Raw genomic sequence first — 21,574 nt, 5'->3', positions numbered from 1 at the left:
AGCAATACCTCAGGTCTTCGGCAGCGTGACCCCGGTCTGCCCCTGGTACTTGCCGCCGCGATCCTTGTAGCTGGTCTCGCAGATATCGTCGGCATCGGCCTGGAAGAACAGCATCTGCGCCACGCCTTCATTCGCGTAGATGCGCGCCGGCAGCGGCGTGGTGTTGCTGAATTCCAGCGTCACGTGGCCTTCCCACTCCGGTTCCAACGGAGTGACATTCACGATGATCCCGCAGCGCGCGTAGGTGCTCTTGCCAAGGCAGACCACCAGGGTGTCGCGCGGGATGCGGAAGTATTCGACGGTGCGCGCCAGCGCGAACGAATTCGGCGGGATGATGCATTTGTCTGCCACCACGTCCACGAAGCTCTTCGGGTCGAAGTGCTTGGGATCGACGATGGTGGAATTGATGTTGGTAAACACCTTGAACTCGCGCGAGCAGCGCACGTCGTAGCCGTAGCTGGAGGTGCCATAGCTGACGATGCGCTGGCCGTCGACTTGCTTGACCTGGCCGGGCTCGAACGGCTCCAGCATGCCGTGTTCCTGCGCCATGCGGCGGATCCAGCGGTCGCTCTTGATGCTCATCGCGTCTTCGGTCTCAAGGTGAAGCCGGTGATTCTACCTGCCCGCCTAACCGCCAAGCAGGTTGGCCATGATTCCGCTGCGGACTTTGGGCCGCTTCTCGAGCTGGCCGAGCATCGCCCGGGCAACATCGCGATAGGCCTTGGCCACCGCTGAATCCGGCTGCGCGGCGACGATCGGCGTGCCGGCATCACCCTGTTCGCGGATGCCCACTTCCAGCGGCAGCGCGCCCAGCACCGGCACGCCGTACTGCGCGGACATGCGCCCCGCCCCGCCCTCGCCGAAGATGTGCTCGGCGTGGCCGCAATTCGTGCAGACGTGCACGGCCATGTTCTCGACCAAGCCGAGTACGGCAATATTTAGCTTCTCGAACATCTTCAGCGCCTTGCGCGCGTCCAGCGTGGCGATGTCCTGCGGCGTGGTGACGATCACCGCACCGGCCACCGGGATCTTCTGCGCCATGGTCAGCTGGATGTCGCCGGTACCCGGCGGCAAGTCGACCACCAACACGTCCAGGTCGCCCCAGCGGGTTTCGGTCAGCAGCTGGGTCAGCGCCGAGGTCGCCATCGGCCCGCGCCAGATCATCGGCGTGTCCTGGTCGACCAGCAGCCCGATCGACATCGCCTCCACCCCATGCGCCCGCATCGGCTCGATGGTCTTGCCATCCGGGCTGTCCGGCTTGCCCGACAGGCCCAGCATCATCGGCACGCTGGGGCCGTAGACATCGGCGTCCAGCACACCCACCGCCAGACCCTCCGCGGCCAAGGCCAGCGCCAGATTGACGGCGGTGGTGGACTTGCCCACCCCACCCTTGCCGGAACCCACGGCGATGATGTTGCGGACGTTGGCGAGCGGCTTGAGCTCGCCCTGGACGGCGTGGGTGGGGAGACGGGGCATGTTTGATTCGTCTACTTTAGGCCTAACTAGCTAATTCTAGGCCTTTATGAACAGCGGCCGAGTTTTTTGCCATCGTGCGCTGAACGCGCTGCACAGCAGGATTCCATACTGCGACGAATGGGGTATAAATCCCACAACGGGCGCGCCGCGCCCCGCTACGTCCCTGGGAGGGGATACACACATGCGCAAGATCATCCTCGCCGGCCTGCTCGCTTCGATCGCGTTTTCGGCCACGGCGCAGAACCACGGCTCGCCGCTCGGCAAGTGGAAGACGCTTGACGACGAAAGCGGCAAGGCGATGACCATCACCGAAATCTACGAAGCCAAGAACGGCACGCTGGCGGCGAAGATCACCGAGAATCTTGGCCTGCCCCCCAACTGCAACGAATGCAGCGGACAGTACAAGGGCAAGCCCTTCGTCGGCATCGTCACCTTGTGGAACCTGAAGGCCAACAAGGACGGTACGTGGGGTGGCGGCAACGGCTACAAGCCGTCCGATGACCGCAAGTTCACCGCCAAATCGGTGAAACTGGTCGATGGCGGCAACAAGCTGGAAGTGAAGGGCTGCGTGGCCTTCTTCTGCAAGACCGCCACCTGGGTACGCGCGAACTGATCGCGCCGCGGCATCCATCGAAACGGCCCGTATTCCGGGCCGTTTCCATTTCCGAAGAGTGATTTCGACACAGGAAAACCGATGCGCATCCTCCTCATCGCATTGCTGTCCCTCCCGTTGCTGGCGCAGGCGCAGGAATCGCCGGCCGGCCGCTGGAAGACCATCGACGATGCCACCGGCAAGACGAAGTCCATCGTCGAAATCCACCAGACCCGCGACGGCAGCTTCGCCGGGCGCGTGGCCGAAATCCTGGACACCAAGGACGGCCCCAATCCCGCCTGCGACAAATGCAAAGGCGCGCTGCACGGCAAGCCGATCAAGGGCATGGCCATCCTCTGGGGCCTGAAGCCGGACGGCAAGGGCAAATGGAGCGGCGGCACCGTGCTGGATCCGGAAAACGGCAAAACCTACAAATCGAAGCTCGAATTGCTGGACGGCGGCAGGAAGCTCGGCATGTCCGGCTGCATCGCGTTCTTCTGCCGGCAGCAGGTCTGGGTCAAACAGTAATCAACGCGGCATGCGCATCCTGAAGCCCCGGCCTGCCGGGGCTTTTTGTTGCCATGCGATAATTGCCGACCGCCCGCACGCCTACCCACGATGCCCCGCAACGCACTCGTCACCAACGCCCTGCCCTATGCCAACGGCCCGCTGCACCTGGGCCACCTGGTGGGCTATGTCCAGGCCGACATCTGGGTGCGCGCGCGGCGCATGGCCGGTGATACGGTGCACTACGTGTGCGCGGACGACACACACGGCACGCCGATCATGCTGGCGGCGGAAAAGGCCGGGATCACGCCCGAGGCGTTCATCGCCAACATCCAGGCCGGGCACGAACGCGACTTCGCCGATTTCGGCGTCGCCTTCGATCACTACGATTCCACCAACTCGCCGCGCAACCGCGCGCTGACCGAGACGATCTACGCCGCACTGAAGGCGAACAGCCACATCGGCCAGCGCTCGGTGCAGCAGTTCTACGATCCGGACAAGGGCATGTTCCTGCCCGACCGCTACGTGAAGGGTATCTGCCCGAACTGCGGCACGCCCGACCAGTACGGCGACAACTGCGAGAACTGCGGCGCCACTTACGCACCGACCGAGCTCAAGGAACCGAAGTCGGTGCTCTCTGGCGCCACCCCGGAGCTGCGCGATTCGGAGCACTACTTTTTCGAGGTCGGGCGCTTCGAAGCCTTCCTACGCGAATGGCTGGACGGCGACGTCGCCGCGCCGGGGGTGAAAGCCAAGCTGCGCGAATGGCTGGATGCCGAGGGCGGCCTGCGCGCCTGGGACATCTCGCGCGATGCGCCCTACTTCGGTTTCGAAATCCCCGGCGCGCCCGGCAAGTATTTCTATGTCTGGCTGGACGCGCCGATCGGCTACCTGTCCAGCTTCCAGGCGTTGTGCGAAGCGCGCGGCATCGATTTCGACGCCTATCTGCGTGCGGACAGCAACGCGGAATTGCACCATTTCATCGGCAAGGACATCGTCAATTTCCACGGTCTGTTCTGGCCGGCGGTGCTGCACGGTTCCGGCCATCGCGCGCCCACGCGCCTGCACGTCAACGGTTATCTCACCGTCGACGGCGCGAAGATGAGCAAGTCGCGCGGTACCTTCGTGATGGCGCGTACTTACCTTGAAGCAGGATTGGATCCGGAAGCGCTGCGTTACTACTTCGCCTGCAAGACCTCGGGCGGCGTCGATGACCTGGACCTCAACCTGAGCGATTTCATCGCGCGGGTGAACAGCGACATCGTCGGCAAGTTCATCAACCTGGCCAGCCGCTGCGCCGGCTTCATCGAGAAGCGCTTCGACGGCCAACTGGCGACGGCGTTGCCGGATGCCGCGCAGCACCAGCGCTTCGCCGCCGCGTTGCCGTCGATCATCGACGCCTACGAACGCAACGAAGCCGCCACCGCACTGCGCCTAACCATGGCACTGGCTGACGAGGCCAACAAGTACATCGACGAACACAAACCGTGGGTGCTCGCCAAGCAGGATGGCGCCGATGCCGAACTGCAGGCCGTCTGCACGCAGGGCCTGAACCTGTTCCGCGTGCTCGCGGCCGCGTTGAAGCCGGTGCTGCCGCGCACCACAGCGCAAGCCGAAGCTTTCCTCGATGCGCCGGTTGCCGGCTGGAACGACCTCGCCTCGCCGCTGCTTGCACGCGGCATCAAGCCGTATTCACCGCTGTTCACCCGCATCGACCCGAAGCATATCGACGTCATGATCGAGGCCAGCAAGGACACGCTCGCCGCTGCGACGGCGACGGCGACGGCGACGGCGGCCAAGCCTGCGAAGAAAACCGAAGCCGCGCCCGCCGCGAAGCAGGACGCGAGCGCACCGGCCACCATCGGCATCGACGATTTCGCCAAGCTCGACCTGCGCATCGGCAGGGTGCTGGAATGCGGCTTCGTGGAAGGCTCGGACAAGCTGCTGCGCTTCCTGCTGGATGCGGGCGAGTTGGGCCGCCGCCAGATCTTCTCCGGCATCCGCGCCAGCTACGGCGAGCCGGAAAAATTGGTGGGCCGCAACGTGGTGTTCATCGCCAACCTGGCACCACGCAAGATGCGCTTCGGCACCAGCGAAGGGATGATCCTGTCGGCCGGTTTCGACGGCGGCGGGCTGTCGCTGCTGGATGCCGATGCCGGTGCGCAACCGGGCATGCCGGTGAAGTGAGCGCGCGCGCGCCGCTTGGTTCCATCGAACTGGTCGAACGCCTCGACCGCCTGCTGCCGCAAACCCAGTGCGGGCAATGCGGTTACGACGGTTGTCGTCCGTACGCGGAAGCGATGGCGCGCGGCGATGCCGGCATCGACCACTGCCCGCCCGGCGGCGATGCCGGCGCACGCGCGCTGGCGAAACTGCTTGGTGCCGAAGCGAAACCCTACGACCGCAGTCGCGGCACGCACAAGCCGAGGCTGGTCGCAGCGGTCATCGAAGCCGACTGCATCGGCTGTACAAAATGCATCCAGGCTTGCCCGGTCGATGCCATCATCGGCGCGCCCAAGCTGATGCACGTGGTGATCGAACCGCTGTGCACCGGCTGCGAACTGTGCATTCCGCCCTGCCCTGTGGATTGCATCGTGATGCAGCCACCGGCCGATTGAGGGTTTATTGCGCGGCCGGCGCCTCGCAACCATCGCACATGCGCTCGACGGCGTAACCCTTCGCGCGCAGTTTCTCGACCAGGCCGTCCGCGCCCAGCAGGTGCAAGGTGCCGACCACGACCAGCGTGTCGTCGGACTTCGAATCCTTCAATCGGGCCTCGATCTTCGGCAGCCACGCGTTGTTGCGATCCACATCCAGCAACCGGTAGGATTCCGGCGTTTTCTGCGCCATTTCCGCGCGCATTTCGCCGTCCAGCTTGGCCACATCGCCGCTGCGCCACCAGCCGTGCATGTCCTGCATCTGCTGGATCGCATGCTTCGGATCGCCAAGGAATTCGTCCAGGCCCTGCGTTTGTTCGACATAGGGCACTGAATCCATCGCCTTCATCTGGTCGTCGATGGTTTCAAGCCCCGCCGCGGGCTTGCCTGCCTCCGCAGCGCGTGCCATCAGGTGGCGATCCAAGCCGAGTTCGGCCTTGAAACCCATCGCGTTGGTGATGCCCAGCACCAGGCTCAGGCTGACCATCCACGGTTCGCTCTGCTCCAGCGCCTGCACCGAACCGCCGGTCATCGAGATCAGGTTGCCCAGCTTGTCCAGCGTCGGCTTCGGCAGCACCGTGCTCAGGCTCTGGCCCGGCTCGTAGGCCGCGTATTTCTGGATGGTCGCCATGGTTTCCGGCGCGGTCATCTCGTGCGGATCGACCTCGAATAGCAGCGCTTCGGCATCCTCGAACGCCGCATCGATCTCTTTCGGCAGCGGATAGTCGTCCTGCTTGAGCAGGTGGAACGAGCCCAGCAGGTAAATGCTGTTGTCGGCATCGGACACCTTCCACAACAACGCCTGCTGCGTCGGCGCCGGGGCCTTGGCGACAGTCGCCTGCGGTTGTTCGGCGAACGCGGCCGGCAAGGCCAGCGCGGCGGCCAGGGCAACGGTGGTCAGGCGGGGTTTCAAGTTGGGCATCCTGTCGTCAATGGGCGGGTTTGGCGTACGCCTTTTCGCCCGCCTCCACCGCCAGGTCCAGCCGGTTTTCCGGTGGCGGCAGCGGACAAGTGGCGAACGGGGTGAACGCGCACGGCGGGTTGTAGCTCTGGTTGAAGTCGAGCGTCAGGCGACCCTGCGCATCCGGCATCGTCGCATCGAGGAAGCGCCCGGCGCCGTAGCTGCCATGGCCGCTGGTGCGGTCGGCGAACACCAGGAACAGCGTGCCCTCGCCTTGGTCCAGGGCTTCCAGCCGATACGTCTTGCCGCCGCGTTCGAATTCCACTGCGCCCGGATTCGGAATGTTGTCGGTGGTGCCGATGATGTTGGCGATCGGCAAGGTCTTGCCAGGAGGATGCGCGATGAACTTCGCGGGGATCTGCCAGTCCCTGCCGCCGACCCAATGATCGATGCCGGCGAAATGCAGGCGGGTTTCGGCATCCGCGTGCTTCACCCGCAGCGCAAGCCGGCCACCGCGTTCGATCACCGTGGCCAGCCCCTTGCCGCCATCGAACACCAGTTCGCTGGGGCCTTGCGGATCGCTGTCGATGCGCAGGGTCGTGGCACCGATCTGCGGCTTGCCGTCCACGGTCACCACCGTATCCGGCACGAAACCGACCTGCTTGCCGCGCACGGTAAACACGCCCAGGTGTTCCGGTCCCATGGCGGTGCGGATGCCGTTGTCCGCGCCACTGCCGACGCGGTGCGGCCCCGGGTCGAGCCAATGCAGGCCAACCAGGCTGGTCCAGCCATCCGGCCGGTTCAGGTCGATCACGCGCTTGGCGCGCCACAGGTATTGCTCGCGCGCGAACTCGACGGCATCGCGGTTGGCCTGGGCGGTTTGTTCCGGTGTCGGTTTCAACGGTCCGCGTTCGCAGGCGGTGAACGCCAATACGCAGGCCAGTGCGATGCCGAGTGTTTTCATCGTCCGCGCAGGAACCATCGATCAATCTCCGCCAGGTTGAACCGCGTCCACGTGGGACGCCCATGATTGCATTGTCCGGAACGCTCGGTTGCCTCCATGTCGCGCAGCAACGCGTTCATTTCATGCACGGTCAGCCGGCGATTGGCGCGCACCGCGCCGTGGCAGGCCATCGTCGCCAGCAACTCGTCGCGGGTTTCGGCCACGCGACGGGTCGTGCCGTGTTCGCGCAAGTCGGCCAGCACGTCGCGCAACAGGGCTTCCACATCGCCATGCGCCAGCAGCGCGGGCACGCTGCGCAACAGCAGCGATTGCGGGCCGCTGCGCTGCACCTCGAAACCGAGCTGCGCCAGCGTCTCCGCCTCGCGTTCGGCGATCTCCGCTTCGCGCTCAGAGACGGCGATGCTGCCCGGCACCAGCAGCGGTTGCGTGCGCAGGCCAGCGCCATCGTGGGCGTTTTTCAGTTTTTCGTAGCCGATGCGCTCGTGCGCGGCGTGCATGTCCACCACGATCAGGCCATCGGCGTTTTCGGCCAGGATGTAGATGCCGTGCAATTGCGCGATGGCGAAGCCGAGCGGCGGCATGCCGCCGGGCGCATCGTCCGGCATCGACATGGGTGCGAACGATTCCGTCCGCTCCGCTGACGAGGTGTCGCGCGGCGCATACAAGGCGGCATAGGCCGATGGCGCATCGCTGACGCGCAGGCCGATCGCCGATTGCTGCGGTGGCGGCATCGACCAACCAACCGAAGCCTGCGATTGCTGCATCGGCATCGACGCACTGCCAGCGCGGGTTTCCGCCAATGCCGCATGCAGGCTGCGATAGACGAAGTCATGCACCAGCCGCGATTCGCGGAAGCGCACCTCGTGCTTGGCCGGATGCACATTGACATCCACGCCGCGCGGATCGAGTTCCAGGAACAACACGTAAGCCGGATGCCGGCCATGGAACAGCACGTCGGCGAAGGCCTGGCGCACCGCGTGCGAGACATTGCGGTCGCGCACGCTACGGCCGTTGACGTAGAGGTACTGCTGGTCGGCGCTGGCGCGGTTGTAGGCAGGCTGCGCAATCCAGCCGTGCAGTCGCAGGCCCGCGCCTTCGTGATCCACGTGCAGCGCATTGCGCGCGAAGTCCTCGCCGAGGGCTTCATGCAAGCGCACGTCGCTCAGCAGATCGCCCTCGCCTTTCCAGCGGCGCGACGGCTTGCCGTTGTGGGAGACGCGCAGCTCCACATCGGGTCGCGCCAGCGCCAACGAGCGCAGCCATTCCTCGATATGCGACAACTCGGTGCGTTCCGCGCGCAGGAACTTGCGTCGCGCCGGCACGTTGTAGAACAGGTCGCGCACTTCCACCGTGGTGCCGGGAGGATGCGGATGCGGCGCGACTTCGCCGAGCTTGCCGCCTTCGACCTGCAGCATCGCGCCATGCTCGCTGCCGTTGCGGCGCGAGCTTAGGCGGAAGCGGCTGACCGAGGCCACCGACGGCAACGCCTCGCCACGAAAGCCAAGCGTGGCGACGGATTCCAGGTCTTCGATGCTGGCGATCTTGCTGGTCGCGTGGCGCTGCACCGCGAGCGGAAGTTCGGATGCATCGATGCCGCCGCCGTCGTCGCGAATACGGATCAGGCGCACCCCGCCTTCCTCGAGTTCGATGTCGATGCGTTTCGCGCCGGCATCCAGCGCGTTCTCGACCAGTTCCTTGACCACGGACGCGGGACGTTCGACCACTTCGCCGGCGGCGATCTGGTTGATGAGGGTATCGGGTAGTTGGCGGATGCTCACCCGCCAAGTTTAACGTGCGCGCCTGTTGGCTTTACGGGCTTCCGCCGGCACCGACGCTGACCACGCCACCATCTTGCCTGGCTTGCGCGCGTGCCGCATACAGCGTGCCTGGCGGCGGCTGGCGCGAGAAATAATCGTCGATACCGTCGAGGATCGCAGTCGCCAGGGTGCGCTGGAAGTCGCGATCGATCAGCCGTTTTTCCTCGTCAGGGTTGGAGATGAAGGCAGTCTCGACCAGCATCGCCGGCATCTTGTCCGAGGTGCGCAGCACCGCGAAGTTGGCCCGCTCGATCTCGGGCTTGTGGTTGTTGCCGACCCGTTTCAGGCCGCCCAGCACGTGGCCGGCGGCGTCTTCGGAGGCCTTCATGTTGCCGCTCTGGGTAAGGTCGAGCAGCACCGAGGTCAGGGTGTTGTCGGCGGTGCGCACGCGCTCGCCGCCGATCACGTCGGCCGCGTTTTCCTTGTCTGCCAGCCAGCGCGCGCGTTGCGAGGATGCACCACGGGTAGACAGCACGTAGACAGAGGAGCCGCGCGCATTGCGGTTTTCCGCGGCATCGGCGTGGATCGACAGGAAGATGTCGGCCTTGTTGGCGCTGGCGCGGCGCGCGCGCTGGCCCAGCGGGATGAAAACATCGGTGTCGCGGGTAAGGAACGCCTTCATGCCCGGCGTGGCATTGATCTGCCGCGCCAGTTCACGGGCGATGGACAGGGTCACGTCTTTCTCGCGCGTGCCGTTCAGACCATGCGCGCCAGGATCCTGGCCTCCGTGGCCGGCATCGATCGCGATCACCAGCGGACGCACGCCGGACTGCATCGGGCGGCGCGGCACCGGCACGGAGGGCTGTTCGCCCTGCAGTGGCGCGACAGTGGGCTCCGGCTTGCCAGTCGCAATGCGGGTCGGAACCCCTGTTGCGACAGTGCCCGGCAACTGAGAGACCGTGGCGGCCTTGTCGATGCCCTTGTCGGGCGTGCCAGCAGTCGCAGGCACGGTTGCGGAAGCCCTGGCGATCTCCGCGATCGGGTCGCGCACGGGCGCAGGCACATCGACTGCCGGCTTGGAGGCAAGCGCGACATCGGCCACCCCATCCCCCGGCCATTCCAGCACCAGACGCGGGCCTTCGGCGGATTGCTCGATGCGCGGCTTGAGCACAGCCACACTGCCGGAAAGATCGAACACGATGCGGACGGTGCCCGGTTCAGGCTGGCCAGAGCGTACGGCCTTGATCACGCCTGCGGCCTTGGGAAGGCTCAGGCCGCGACGAAGTTGGCTTTCGGGGAAGTCGACCACCAGGCGATCCGGATTGCGTAGGTCGATCAGCTTGTAGGCGCCTTCGCGATCCAGCAGGAACTCGGCACGTGTTCCGGTGGCGCCGGAATCGACGCGCAACTGCTTGATTTCAGAGGCATTTGCGAGATTCCAGCAGAGCGCGGCCAGCAACATGGCGGCCATCACTACTTGCTCGAAGCGGATCCCCTTGACGCGCATGGCCTGAAGTTAAGCACTTGCAAGAACGCTTGGCAAGCACTTTTCCCTTAATAATCCGTAACCTGCCGGATATTCCTGCGGCAGGAATACGATCCTGCCCGGAAAGCTCAATCTGACGCCAATCCGTTCAGCCAAGCCTGCCCGGCCATGCTGTTCGGACGCAACAGGCAACGACGGCCGGATCCCGCCACCGCCAGCTCGATATCGAGGTCACTGGCGGGCAAGGCACCCCGCCCGCGCTCCGGCCACTCGACCAGCCACAGGCGGATGTCTGCGCTGTCCAGCCCGAGGAATTCCAGCTCGCCCGGATCGCCGATCCGGTACATATCCAGATGCAGGGCGGTGCCGCCCACCGCCAACGGGTATTGCTCGACCAGGGTGTAGGTCGGGCTACGGATAGTGCCGGTCACGCCCAGCGCACGCAGCAACGCCCGCGCCAGCGTGGACTTGCCCGCGCCGAGGTCGCCGTGCAGGTGGACGACCGCACGCTCAGGCAGGTGCCGCGCAAGTCGGGCACCGAGCGCGGCGGTGGCATCCGCATCCTCCAGCAGGAGATTGTTCGAAGTCAGTGTCTGCATGCCGCTATCGTCGCATCGGATTGGCCAATCGACGCAACCATGGCAGCAGATCGCTGGGCAGCAGGCCGCGTTCGCCATCCACGCGCGCCGCGGCGTCGCCTGCACTTGCATGCAGCAATGCGCCGGCAATGGCGGCATCGCGCGGCGCGAACCCTTGCGCGAGCAATGCGGCGATGCAGCCAGTGAGCAGATCACCCATGCCACCCACCGCCATGCCCGGATTGCCGGCACAAATGACGGCAGGTACCGCTTCTGGCGATGCAACGATGCTGCCTGCGCCCTTGAGCACCACCTGCGCACCGTAGCGCTCACGTAATGCGTTCGCGGCCGCGAAACGGTCGCGCTGCACATCGACCGTGGCGATGCCGAGCAGTCGCGCAGCTTCGCCCGGATGCGGCGTCATCACGTCGCATTCGTTCAAGCGTCGTGGCGATTGCGCCAACAGGTTCAACGCATCGGCATCAAACACGCGTGGCTTTGCACAGGCCAGCACGAGGTCGAATAGTGCCTGTCCCCATGCGCCCTGCCCCACTCCCGGGCCGATGGCGATCACGTCCGCGCGTTCGAGCAAGTGGGTGAGTTGTTCGACATCGTCGATGCCGTGCGCCATTGCCTCCGGTCGCCGCGCCAGCAAGGCCGGTACATGCGCGGGACGCGTGGCGACGCTGACCAGGCCCGCACCGCAATGCAGCGCCGCATCCGCCGCCAGCATCACCGCACCGCCGCTGCCGGCATCGCCGCCGATGCACAGCACATGGCCGTTGCGGCCCTTGTGCGAATCGCGCGGGCGCAGCGGGAAGAAACCGTGCAACGCATCGTGCCGGTAAGCCGATGCCGCAGGAGCGATCCCATCGAACGATGACATCGGCAGGTCGAGCGTCGCCAGTTCCAGTTCGCCGACATGATCCATCGCCACGCCCGTGCGCAGGCCTCGATGGCGGGCGATGAACTGCAGGGTGCGGTCCGCGACGATCGCCGTGCCCGGCGCGGAACCGCTGCGTGCATCGAGACCGCTGGGCACGTCCAGCGCCAGCACGGGTGCGGGGTGTGCGTTGATCGTTTCGATCAGCGCCGCCGTTGCCGCATCCGGCTCTCGTGACAGGCCAATACCGAACAGCGCATCGACGATGAGTTCAGCACCCTGCAACCCCTCGGGTGCTTCAACGATGCGGCCGCCAGCCGCGAGGTATTCATCGCAGGCGCGTCGTGCCAATGGCGTGGCCGGTGGCAGCAGGCTCACGACTTGCACGTTGCGGCCACTTTCCTGCGCATGCCGCGCCAGTACATAGCCATCGCCACCGTTATTGCCGGGCCCGCACACCACCGCGATCCGTTGCGCCTGCGGCCAATGCTTCAACACGCGGCGCCAGCTGGCCTGCCCGGCGCGCGCCATCAATGCGAAGGCATCGCCATCGGAAGACGCTGTACCGCGCGCTTCCAGCAGGCGCAGGGCGTCGGCGTCGTACAGGGGAAACGGGCTGTGCATCGGCCAATTCTAGAACGCGCTCCTATACTTCGCGCATGCCAGCCGAAACGCCCGACTACATCGCACTCGCCCAGCGCATCCGCGCGTTGGCGCTGGCGGCCGGCTTCCAGCGAATCGGCATTTCCGGGGTGGAATTGCCCGAGGACGAAGCCTTCCTGCGCGACTGGCTGCAACAAGGCCTGCATGGTTCGATGGAGTGGATGGCGCGCCACGGCGACAAGCGCTCACGCCCGGCCGAGCTGGTGCCGGAAACCTTGCGCGTGGTGTCGGTGGGGCTGGATTACGGCCGCGATGCCGATGCCGCTTGGGACAACCTGCGCGCTGGCGAACGCGCCTACGTGGCGCGCTATGCGCTGGGCCGCGACTACCACAAGCTGATGCGCAACCGCCTGCAGAAACTGGCTGACGATGTGGCGAAGGAAATCGGGCCGTTCGGGCATCGCGTATTCGTGGATTCCGCACCAGTGCTGGAACGCGCGTTGGCGCGCAACGCCGGGCTGGGCTGGATCGGCAAGCACACCTGCCTGATCGACAAGGATGGCGGCAGCTGGTTTTTCCTCGGCGAGCTGTTCGTCGATTTGCCGTTACCCGTCGACCCGCCGGCCAGCGCACATTGCGGCAGCTGCATGCGCTGCATTGAGGTCTGCCCGACCCAGGCGATCACCGCGCCGTATCGACTGGATGCGCGGCGCTGCATCAGCTACCTCACCATCGAGCACGAAGGCAGCATCGACGAGGAACTGCGTCCGCTAATCGGCAACCGCATCTTCGGCTGCGACGATTGCCAGCTGGTCTGCCCATGGAACAAGTTCGCGCAGCGTACGGACGAGCCGGATTTCCGGGTGCGCAACAACCTGGACCAGGCGACCTTGGCCCAGTTGTTCGCCTGGGACGAGGAAGAATTCCTGCAACGCACCGAAGGTTCGGCGATTCGTCGAAGCGGGCACGAGCGCTGGCTGCGGAATATCGCGGTAGCGCTGGGCAATGCGCCAGGAACCGATGCGGTCATTGCCGCGCTGCAATCGCGCCGCGAGCATCCATCACCCGTGGTGCGCGAGCACGTGGAATGGGCGTTGCAGCAGCAACGGCGGATCGATTGAAACAACGGTTTACGATCAGGCCGGCTGGCCCCGATTCACTCCGGGACACGCCGTGAATACATCCATGTAGGCTCATCGGCGACATCCATGTCGCCGAAGGTCCCGGAGCAAACCGGGGCCATCCGTCCCATCGAATTTCTGCCGCTGCGTGACCGAAAAGCCGACAGCAGAAAGAGAAGAGCCTCAGCGCCGCGCGTTGAATTCGCGCAGCAGTTCGCGAGTGACCGTATCGTCCGCCTCGCCTTCACCCTGCAACGCCGGCAACAAGCGGTTCGCGACTTGCTTGCCGAGTTCCACGCCGAACTGGTCGAAGGCATTGATGCCCCACAGCACCGATTGCAAGTACACGCTGTGCTCGTACAGCGCGATCAGCATGCCCAGCGATTGCGGGGTCAGCGCATCCAGCAGCAACAAGGTGCTTGGACGACCGCCCGGATAGCGGCGGTGCGGATCATCGCTGGCCTGTCCGTTTGCCAGCGCCTCGGTCTGTGCCAACAGGTTCGCAAGCAGCGCGGCATGGTTGTCGTGGAACGGATGCGCAGCCTGCAGCACGCCGATGAAATCGGCCGGCACCACCTGCGTACCCTGGTGCAGGGCCTGGAAGAAACTGTGCTGGGTATCGGTGCCGGCACCGCCCCACCACACCGGCACGGTCTCGGCATCGACAGCGCTGCCATCGACATGCACGGACTTGCCGAGGCTCTCCATCACCAGTTGCTGCAGGTAATTCGGCAGCAACTTGAGGCGTTCGTCGTAAGGCAGCACGGCCTGCGTCGCGGCGTGCAACGCATTGCGGTTCCATATCGCGGTCAGCGCATGCCAAACGGCGATATTCGCGCGCAGCGGCGCTTCGGCGGCATGCGCATCCATCGCGCCGGCGCCCGCCAGCAATTGCTCGAAGCGGTCCATGCCGATGGCCAGCGCGATCGGGAAACCCACCGACGACCACAGCGAATAGCGCCCACCGACCCAATCCCACATCGGCAGCGTGCGTTCGGCGGGGATGCCGAAGTCGGCGACCCGCTGCGCGTTGGTGCTGACCGCGTACAGGCGGCGCGAGTCGTCCTGCAGCCACTCGTGCACGATGCGGCCATTGAGCAGGGTTTCCTGCGTGCCGAAGGTCTTGGAAATGACGATGGCCGCCGTGTGCTTCGGATCCAGCCCGGCCAGCGTGCGCTGCGCGGCGTTGCCATCGACATTGGAGATGAAATGCACGCGAAACCTGGCGCCGGGCAAGGCCAACGCATCGGCCACCAGTCGCGGCCCGAGGTCGGAACCACCAATACCGATGCTGACGATGTCGGTGACATCGCTGGCTTCGAGCCCGGCGATCAGCTCGCGCATCCGTCCCAGCGCAGCCACTGCTTGCGCGCGCGCATCGCGCGCTACCGCTGCCGTCGAGTTGTCGCCGCGCAGCGCGGTGTGCAGCACCGCGCGGCCTTCGGTGGCATTGATGATCTCGCCGTCGAGCTGGCGCCGCATCGCCGCTTTCAGATTGGTGCGTTCGGCGATCGCGAACAGCGCATCCAGCGCCGCCCGGTCGTAGCGCTGGCGGGCGAAGTTGGCGTATAGCGGCCCGACCCGCAGCGCGAAATCGCGCGCGCGTGATGGGTCGGTTTCGATCAGCCCAGCAATCGAGGTGCCGGCCAACCGCTGCGCATGCGCATCGAGGCCGGCGAGCGCACTCATGCGGCCTGCTTCGGCATCGAATGATTGGTGTGGGTCAGCCGGTTGTCGCGATCCACGTAGACGCAGGTCGGCTTGTACTTCGCCGCCTCGGCTTCGTCGCAATGGCCGTAGGCGCAAATGATCACCAGGTCGCCCGGCTGCGCCTGGTGCGCGGCGGCGCCGTTGACCGAGATCACCCCACTGCCTTCCTCGCCACGGATCGCATAGGTCGCGAAGCGCTTGCCGTTGTTGACGTTGTAGATCTCGATGCGCTCGTATTCGCGGATGCCGGAGATGTCCAGCAGGCGGCCGTCGATCGCGCAGGAGCCTTCGTAGTGCAGCTCCGCGTGGGTGACGGTGGCACGATGGATCTTGGCCTTGAGCAGGGTCAGTTGCATTGTTTCGGCTCCAGCGAACGACCCGGGCAAACGCCCGGCACGGCGCAGTATAGGGGTCTGATTCCGCACTGCAACATCGCCGTTCCGGCGTTCAGCCGGCGTCAAATTCCAGGTTGTCGATGAGCCGCGTGCGGCCCAAACGGGCCGCAATCAGGGCAACCCGCGCCCCACCCTCGCCATCGGCCGGCTCGCTGAAATCCGGGGAGCGCAGTACTGCGTAATCCGGCACGAAGCCGGCATCGCGCAGCAACGCATCGGCATCGGCTTCGACCTGCGCGCGCGGCGTGCCGGCGCGGATCGCATCGCGCATCGCCTGCAGCGCGCGGTAAATCGTCGCGGACAGCGCGCGCTCTTCCGGCGACAGGTACTGGTTGCGAGAGCTCATCGCCAGTCCATTGGCCTCGCGGACGATAGCCCCACCCACGATCTCGATGGGGAATTGCAGGTCGGCGACCATCTGCCGGATCACCGCCATCTGCTGGTAATCCTTGTTGCCGAACACGGCCACGTCGGGCAACACCTGGTTGAACAACCGGCTGACCACGGTGCACACGCCATCGAAGTGGCCGGGGCGAAATGCACCTTCCAGCACCGAACTCACGCCGGGCACATGCACCTTCGCCGCCAGCTCGACGCCAAACGGATACATGAATTCGACGGCAGGCAGCCAGAGCGCGTCGCAACCGGCAGCTTGCAGCCCGCTGGTATCGGCATCCGGCGTGCGCGGGTAGCGGGTGAAGTCCTCGTTCGGTCCGAACTGGGTCGGGTTCACGAACACGCTGGAGACGATGCGGTCCGCATGCTGGCGGGCAAGTTCCACCAGCGAGTAATGGCCAGCGTGCAGGTTGCCCATGGTCGGCACGAAGCCGATACGCAGGCCTTCGCGCTTCCAGCCGCGGACGCGTTCGCGCAGGATGGAAAGGTCGGTGATGGTTTCGATCATGTCGGCGTCAGGCGTAGGCGTGGTCGGCGTCGGGAAAACTGCCGTCGCGCACCGCATCGGCATAGGCGCGGATCGCGCCGGCGACGGAACCGCCCTCGGCGAGGAAATCCTTGACGAATTTCGGCTTGCGATGGCCGGTATCCAGCCCCAACAGGTCGTGCAGCACCAGCACCTGCCCATCGCAATCCGCTCCGGCGCCGATGCCGATGGTCGGGATCGGGCTGGCAGCGGTGATCTGCGCCGCCAACGCGGCCGGCACGCCTTCCAGTACCAGCAAGGCCGCGCCGGCTTCGGCCACGGCCAAAGCGTCCTCGCGCAGTTTTGCGGCGGCGGCATCCTCGCGCCCCTGCACCTTGAAGCCGCCCATGCGCAGCACGGATTGCGGCGTCAGGCCCAGGTGCGCGCAGACCGGGATTTCGCGCTCGACCAGGAAGCGGATGATGTCCAACTTGTAGCCGGCACCTTCCAGTTTGACCATGGCCGCACCGGACTGGATGAAACGCACCGCGGCGGCATGCGCCTGTTCCGGCGTGGCATCCGAGCCGAAGGGGAAATCCGCGATTTTCAACGCGTGCCTGGCGCCGCGCGCAACGCAGCGGGTGTGGTACGCGATGGCATCGACGGTGACCGGCAGCGTCGAGGCCATCCCCATCACCACCATGCCCAGCGAATCGCCGATCAGGATCAGGTCCACGCCGTTGTCGTCCAGCACGCGGGCGAAACTGGCGTCGTAGCTGGTCAGCATCACCAGCTTGCGGCCTTCGGCACGCGCCTGCGCCAGCATCGGCACCGTCCACGGTTTTTGCGGCGTATCGCTCATGCGTGGCTCCCGTCGATCCATTGGCTAAGGTAACGCTTCAATACCGTCCACTGCCATGCCGGCGGCGATGGCGGCAACACTGCCGATGCCGGGAATCGCCATGTCCGGCGCAATGTCCGCCAGCGGCAGCAGTGCAAAAGCGCGTTCGTGCAGATGCGGGTGCGGAACGCGTAGGCCGGGTTCGTCGATCACGACGTCGCCGTACAACAACAGGTCGAGATCCAGCGTGCGCGGGCCCCAGCGTTCGCCATCCAGGCGCACGCGGCCGAACTGTCGTTCGATGGTGAGCAAGGCGTCGAGCAGCTCGCGCGCCGGCAAATCGGTTTCGACCAGTGCCACCGCATTGATGAAATCGGGCTGCTCGGTGCGGCCCCAGGCCGGTGTGCGATACAGGCGTGAAGCACGCAACAGCGTCGTTTCCGGCAACTGCGCAAGCTCGGCGATGGCATCACGCAGCGTCGCCGCCGCATCGCCCAGGTTGGCACCCAGCCCGACCGCAGCAAGGGTCATGCCGGTGCTTGCGAAGCGGATCCGTTGCGCCGGCGACGACGACGCTTCTTGCGCGGCGCACTGTCTTCATCGCCCACTTCCGCTGCGGGCTCCTGCGCCCCATGCTCCGCGTCGGCAACCGCTTCGGAGGGATGCAGCTGCGCCTCGCGCCAGAACGCCACGTCCTCGGCATGCGAATCGGATGCGGACAGGCGCAGTTCCAGGAAATCGAACGCCGCACGGAAACGCGGGTGCGACAGCAGGCGGAACACACGCTTGCGCTGGCGCAGCGAGAACCGCGGCTGCAACAGCCAGATTTCCTGCATCGGCAACGAGAAGCGGCGCGGCAGCGCCGTGCGACCGACCTGGTGCAAGGTCACGCGGTCGGCGGCGCGGCGTTGCGCCTCGGCCGCGTGCACGCCCTGCGCCTGCAGCAGCGCCAGCGCGCGGCAATACGCCGGCCACAGCAGCACGGCATAGAGGAAGGCCGGCGAGACCGAATCGTCGTTGGCCACCCGCGCATCGGTATTGCGCAAGCCCTGCACCAGCATTCGCCGCAACGCGCCGGATTTATTGGAGGCCAGCGCCTGCGCGGTTTCCGGCAGCAACGCCGGCAGCAGGCCGGTCGACTCCAGCAGTTCGAAACTGGCCACCGCATGGCCGGACAGGAACAGCTTCAGGGTTTCCTCGAACAGGCGCGCCGGCGCGGCTTCGGCCAACAAGTGCGCCAAGCGCGGGATCGGTTCGGCGGTGGCGGCCTCGATGGTGAAGCCCAGCTTGGCCGCGAGGCGGGCGGCGCGCAGCATGCGCACCGGGTCTTCGCGGTAGCGGGCTTCGGGATCGCCGATCAGGCGCAGCAGGCGCGCCTGCACGTCGTCGTAGCCGCCGGTGTAATCGCGCACCGAGAAATCCTCGATGGCGTAATACAACGCATTCGCGGTGAAGTCGCGGCGGATCGCGTCTTCCTCGATGCTGCCGTACACGTTGTCACGCAGCAGGCGGCCGCCGTCGTCGGTCTCGCGATCGTCGTTGTCGTTGGCGCTGTTGGCACGGAACGTCGCCACTTCGATGATTTCGCGCCCGTACACCACGTGCGCAAGGCGGAAACGGCGGCCGATCAACCGGCAATTGCGGAACAGCGCCTTGACTTGTTCAGGCGTGGCATCGGTAGCCACGTCGAAATCCTTAGGCGCGCCGCCAACCAGCAGGTCGCGCACCGCGCCGCCGACCAGGTAGCCGCCGAAGCCGGCTTCGCGCAGGCGGTACAGCACGCGCAGGGCGTTCGGGCTCATCTGCTTGCGCGAGATGTCGTGCTCGTCGCGCGGGATGACGCGCAGTTCGGGCGTGGGTTGGATGGGTTGTACGGAGGTATCGGTCATGCGCTGCGGTCGTGCCGCGTTCTTCCCTTGGCTGGCGGACGCGTTGCCAGTGGACGACGCGGCCCTCTATACTAGCAAGCTCGGTGCACGGCTTTGCCGTTGCCGGGCCGGCCGTCCAACCGGCGAAGCTACGTTCCATCTGCTCCCATCGTCTAGAGGCCTAGGACGCCGCCCTCTCAAGGCAGCAACACGGGTTCGAATCCCGTTGGGAGTACCAATCATGAAAAAAGCCCGAGTCGAATGACTCGGGCTTTTTTCATGATCCGCCCTTCGAGATGAGAACCCGCAGGGTTCGACAGATTCGCCTGGAGCGAATCTGGGCAGCCGAAGGCTGCCCGCGTCGCGTAGCGAAGGGCGCGGCACAGGACGTGCCGCGTCTATCCCGTGACCCGCAGCGTTAAACTACCCGTACCGCACCACGGATCACGCCCCATGCCCTTCGTCGTCACCGAAAACTGCATCAAGTGCAAGCACACAGACTGCGTCGAGGTGTGCCCGGTCGACTGTTTCCACGAAGGCCCGAACTTCCTGGTGATCGATCCGGACGAGTGCATCGACTGCACCCTGTGCGAACCGGAATGCCCGGTCAACGCAATCTACCCGGAAGAGGACGTGCCCGCCGGACAGGAAGGCTTCGCCGCGCTCAACGCGGAACTGGCGAAGGAGTGGCCGGTACTCACCGTTCGCAAAGATCCGCCGGCGGATGCCGCGGAGTGGGACGGCAAGCCGGACAAGCTGCCGTTGCTCGAACGCTGAGCCACGCCACCGCCACGAAAAAGGGCGCCTCGCGGCGCCCTTTCGCATTCCACGGGCCGTTGAATCAGGGCGCGATGGCCGCCTTCAGCGCCCCGATCAGCTTGGCCGGCGCCTCGCCGGTGGGCGGCAGGCCGCGCGGATCGACCGCGGAGACATAGGCGCCGTCGCCGGCCTTGGTCACTCGGACCAGGAACTTGGCGCCCATGTAATCGACATCGTAGGTGCCAAGGATCTGCGCCTTGTTCACCACGTTGACGCCCGAAGTCGCGCCCAGTACGTCGCCGATCTTGGCGAAGATGGCGTCGCGATCGCCACTGGCGTTGAAACCGATCGGTGCGGCGGCGCCCGTCGTGTTCATGCCCGAGGCGGACACGCTGCCACCGGTAGACGGAAGCGCCATGGCGCGATCTGCACTGGGGCGATCCAGGTCCGGCGGCACTTCCAGCGGCCGGCTTTCGCCGCTCTGGGTATACAGCTCGTTCTTCTTGCCGAACATGCTGCAGCCGGACACGGCGGCGACCAGCACGAGGGCGGCCACCGGCACGGCAAGGCGGGAAGCTTGGGAGAAACGGGGCATCAGGAGCTCCTGTCAGGCCGCGCGGACGCGGCAGCGTTGTTCAAGTTGGAAGATGTCCGCATGCAGGCGCTGAACCTCGGCGGCATGTGCCGATGATAGCGGCTGCAGCGGCAGGCGCAGTCCATGGCCGATTCCGTTCAGCGCCAGTAGGGCTTTGACCGGAATCGGGTTCGGCTCGCTACCAAGGAAGTGGTACAGCGCGTCCAGGCGCGCATCGAACTCCTGGGTGGCCTCGGCATCGCCCCCCATGGCGAGCTCGCACAGGCGACGAAACGCATTCGGCACCACATTGGAGGCGACCGAGATCACGCCATCGGCACCGGCCAGCATCGCCCGCGCGGCCGTCGGGTCGTCGCCGCTGAGCACGACGAAGCCGTCACGTCGCAGCGGTAGCAGGGTCTCCATGCGCTCGGCATCGGCCCGCGCTTCCTTGATCCCGACGATGTTCGGATGTAGCGACAGCTCGCCGCTGGTCTCCGCCGCCAGGTCGCAACCGGTGCGTCCCGGCACGTTGTACAGCACCACCGGCAGCCCACCGTCATCGGCCACCGCGCGGTAATGCGCCAGCAGGCCGGATTGGGTCGGCCGTACGTAAGGCGGGGTTACCACCAATGCGACATCCGCGCCCAACGCCGCGGCGCGGCGGTTGGCTTCGATGGTCTTGGCGGTGTTCGACTGGCCGGTGCCGGCCAGCACCGGGATGCGCCCGCCGACCTGCTCCACCGCGGTCCGCAGCAGTGCGTCGTATTCGGCGTCATATAGCGCCGCCGCCTCTCCAGTCGAGCCGGCCACGACGACGCCCCGGATGCCCGCATCAAGCTGCTCCTGCAGCAAGCGCTGCCAGGCGGATAGGTCGATCTCGCCGGACGCCGTGAACGGCGTCGCCAGCGCGGTGATGCTGCCGAAAAGTTGCAAGGGCTGTGCTCGCGGCTGGGCGCCCGGCGGATCGCCGGGACGCGAAGGGAAAGGAGTGCTTGCGCGCCGTCGATCTTACTTGCGGCGCGAAAGGCCCGGCAAGT

At 65.9% G+C, this 21,574-nt stretch carries 21 protein-coding genes, 1 tRNA gene and 1 pseudogene; 7 read left to right on the top strand and 16 right to left on the bottom strand.

The window, feature by feature from the left end; translation table 11 throughout:
• Window positions 1-9 precede the first annotated feature (9 nt).
• Both dcd and apbC read right to left on the bottom strand, forming a co-directional pair.
• The gene (gene dcd, locus G7079_RS06535) at window positions 10-582 is read right to left on the bottom strand and encodes a dCTP deaminase (RefSeq protein WP_166056539.1); all 573 of its coding nucleotides are present in this window, start codon (window positions 580-582) and stop codon (window positions 10-12) included.
• Window positions 583-627: 45 nt separating this feature from the next.
• A complete protein-coding gene (gene apbC, locus G7079_RS06530; protein ID WP_166056538.1) occupies window positions 628-1,476 on the bottom strand; it encodes an iron-sulfur cluster carrier protein ApbC in 849 nt (282 codons plus the stop codon).
• Window positions 1,477-1,657: 181 nt separating this feature from the next.
• On the opposite strand from apbC, the gene G7079_RS06525 reads away from it, so the two are divergent.
• The 4 genes from G7079_RS06525 to rnfB all read left to right on the top strand — a co-directional run bounded on the left by G7079_RS06525 (window position 1,658) and on the right by rnfB (window position 5,193).
• Complete coding sequence (locus tag G7079_RS06525; protein ID WP_166056537.1) at window positions 1,658-2,089, top strand: DUF2147 domain-containing protein; 432 nt, start codon at window positions 1,658-1,660, stop codon at window positions 2,087-2,089.
• 81 nt (window positions 2,090-2,170) lie between these two features.
• On the top strand, window positions 2,171-2,596 hold the full coding sequence (locus tag G7079_RS06520; RefSeq protein WP_166056536.1) for a DUF2147 domain-containing protein: 426 nt from the start codon (window positions 2,171-2,173) through the stop codon (window positions 2,594-2,596).
• Window positions 2,597-2,686: 90 nt separating this feature from the next.
• On the top strand, window positions 2,687-4,762 hold the full coding sequence (gene metG, locus G7079_RS06515; RefSeq protein ID WP_166056535.1) for a methionine--tRNA ligase: 2,076 nt from the start codon (window positions 2,687-2,689) through the stop codon (window positions 4,760-4,762).
• Window positions 4,759-5,193, top strand: a complete 435-nt coding sequence (gene rnfB / locus G7079_RS06510; RefSeq protein WP_166056534.1) for an Rnf electron transport complex subunit RnfB — start codon at window positions 4,759-4,761, stop codon at window positions 5,191-5,193. Before metG ends, rnfB begins: the two co-directional genes overlap by 4 nt.
• A gap of 4 nt (window positions 5,194-5,197) precedes the next feature.
• On the opposite strand, the gene G7079_RS06505 is transcribed toward rnfB, so the two are convergent.
• The 6 genes from G7079_RS06505 to G7079_RS06480 all read right to left on the bottom strand — a co-directional run bounded on the left by G7079_RS06505 (window position 5,198) and on the right by G7079_RS06480 (window position 12,425).
• Complete coding sequence (locus tag G7079_RS06505) at window positions 5,198-6,145, bottom strand: TraB/GumN family protein (protein ID WP_166056533.1); 948 nt, start codon at window positions 6,143-6,145, stop codon at window positions 5,198-5,200.
• Window positions 6,146-6,161: 16 nt separating this feature from the next.
• Window positions 6,162-7,097 (bottom strand): DUF1684 domain-containing protein, encoded by a 936-nt coding sequence (locus G7079_RS06500; protein ID WP_166056532.1) that lies wholly within the window; start codon window positions 7,095-7,097, stop codon window positions 6,162-6,164.
• Entirely contained in the window at window positions 7,094-8,875 is a 1,782-nt protein-coding gene (gene mutL, locus G7079_RS06495) for a DNA mismatch repair endonuclease MutL (RefSeq protein WP_166056531.1), read from the bottom strand. The genes G7079_RS06500 and mutL overlap by 4 nt, the downstream gene beginning before the upstream one ends.
• A gap of 31 nt (window positions 8,876-8,906) precedes the next feature.
• Window positions 8,907-10,325 carry an N-acetylmuramoyl-L-alanine amidase gene (locus tag G7079_RS06490; RefSeq protein ID WP_240906272.1) on the bottom strand — a complete coding sequence of 473 codons (1,419 nt, stop codon included), beginning with the start codon at window positions 10,323-10,325 and terminating at the stop codon, window positions 8,907-8,909.
• 143 nt (window positions 10,326-10,468) lie between these two features.
• A complete protein-coding gene (gene tsaE, locus G7079_RS06485; RefSeq protein WP_166056529.1) occupies window positions 10,469-10,939 on the bottom strand; it encodes a tRNA (adenosine(37)-N6)-threonylcarbamoyltransferase complex ATPase subunit type 1 TsaE in 471 nt (156 codons plus the stop codon).
• Window positions 10,940-10,943: 4 nt separating this feature from the next.
• Window positions 10,944-12,425, bottom strand: a complete 1,482-nt coding sequence (locus G7079_RS06480; protein WP_166056528.1) for an NAD(P)H-hydrate dehydratase — start codon at window positions 12,423-12,425, stop codon at window positions 10,944-10,946.
• A gap of 35 nt (window positions 12,426-12,460) precedes the next feature.
• Between G7079_RS06480 and queG the strand changes: the two genes are divergently transcribed.
• On the top strand, window positions 12,461-13,525 hold the full coding sequence (gene queG, locus G7079_RS06475; protein WP_166056527.1) for a tRNA epoxyqueuosine(34) reductase QueG: 1,065 nt from the start codon (window positions 12,461-12,463) through the stop codon (window positions 13,523-13,525).
• 183 nt (window positions 13,526-13,708) lie between these two features.
• On the opposite strand, the gene pgi is transcribed toward queG, so the two are convergent.
• The 6 genes from pgi to pcnB form a co-directional block, all read right to left on the bottom strand.
• Complete coding sequence (gene pgi / locus G7079_RS06470; RefSeq protein WP_166056526.1) at window positions 13,709-15,214, bottom strand: glucose-6-phosphate isomerase; 1,506 nt, start codon at window positions 15,212-15,214, stop codon at window positions 13,709-13,711.
• Window positions 15,211-15,591 (bottom strand): aspartate 1-decarboxylase, encoded by a 381-nt coding sequence (gene panD / locus G7079_RS06465; RefSeq protein WP_166056525.1) that lies wholly within the window; start codon window positions 15,589-15,591, stop codon window positions 15,211-15,213. Before panD ends, pgi begins: the two co-directional genes overlap by 4 nt.
• 91 nt (window positions 15,592-15,682) lie before the next feature.
• On the bottom strand, window positions 15,683-16,534 hold the full coding sequence (gene panC / locus G7079_RS06460; RefSeq protein WP_166056524.1) for a pantoate--beta-alanine ligase: 852 nt from the start codon (window positions 16,532-16,534) through the stop codon (window positions 15,683-15,685).
• A 7-nt stretch (window positions 16,535-16,541) separates the two neighbouring features.
• The gene (panB, locus tag G7079_RS06455; protein WP_166056523.1) at window positions 16,542-17,354 is read right to left on the bottom strand and encodes a 3-methyl-2-oxobutanoate hydroxymethyltransferase; all 813 of its coding nucleotides are present in this window, start codon (window positions 17,352-17,354) and stop codon (window positions 16,542-16,544) included.
• Between the two features lie 24 nt (window positions 17,355-17,378).
• Window positions 17,379-17,864, bottom strand: a complete 486-nt coding sequence (gene folK, locus G7079_RS06450; RefSeq protein WP_166056522.1) for a 2-amino-4-hydroxy-6-hydroxymethyldihydropteridine diphosphokinase — start codon at window positions 17,862-17,864, stop codon at window positions 17,379-17,381.
• Entirely contained in the window at window positions 17,861-19,222 is a 1,362-nt protein-coding gene (gene pcnB, locus G7079_RS06445) for a polynucleotide adenylyltransferase PcnB (RefSeq protein WP_166056521.1), read from the bottom strand. The genes folK and pcnB overlap by 4 nt, the downstream gene beginning before the upstream one ends.
• Window positions 19,223-19,363: 141 nt before the next feature.
• Here pcnB and G7079_RS06440 point away from each other — a divergent pair.
• Window positions 19,364-19,439 (top strand) — tRNA-Glu (locus G7079_RS06440).
• A gap of 215 nt (window positions 19,440-19,654) precedes the next feature.
• Window positions 19,655-19,978, top strand: coding sequence for a ferredoxin FdxA (gene fdxA, locus G7079_RS06435; RefSeq protein ID WP_166056520.1), 324 nt, complete (start codon window positions 19,655-19,657; stop codon window positions 19,976-19,978).
• A 64-nt stretch (window positions 19,979-20,042) separates the two neighbouring features.
• Here fdxA and G7079_RS06430 read toward each other — a convergent pair whose 3' ends face one another.
• Entirely contained in the window at window positions 20,043-20,555 is a 513-nt protein-coding gene (locus tag G7079_RS06430) for a hypothetical protein (RefSeq protein WP_166056519.1), read from the bottom strand.
• A gap of 78 nt (window positions 20,556-20,633) precedes the next feature.
• A pseudogene (dapA, locus tag G7079_RS06425) lies at window positions 20,634-21,470 on the bottom strand (4-hydroxy-tetrahydrodipicolinate synthase); the annotation flags it as partial.
• Window positions 21,471-21,574: the final 104 nt, after the last annotated feature.

The organism is Thermomonas sp. HDW16, from assembly GCF_011302915.1.
Classification (GTDB): Bacteria; Pseudomonadota; Gammaproteobacteria; order Xanthomonadales; family Xanthomonadaceae; genus Thermomonas.
The sequence above is the reverse complement of the archived record's forward strand: the minus strand, read 5'-3'. Positions and strand labels throughout refer to the sequence as shown.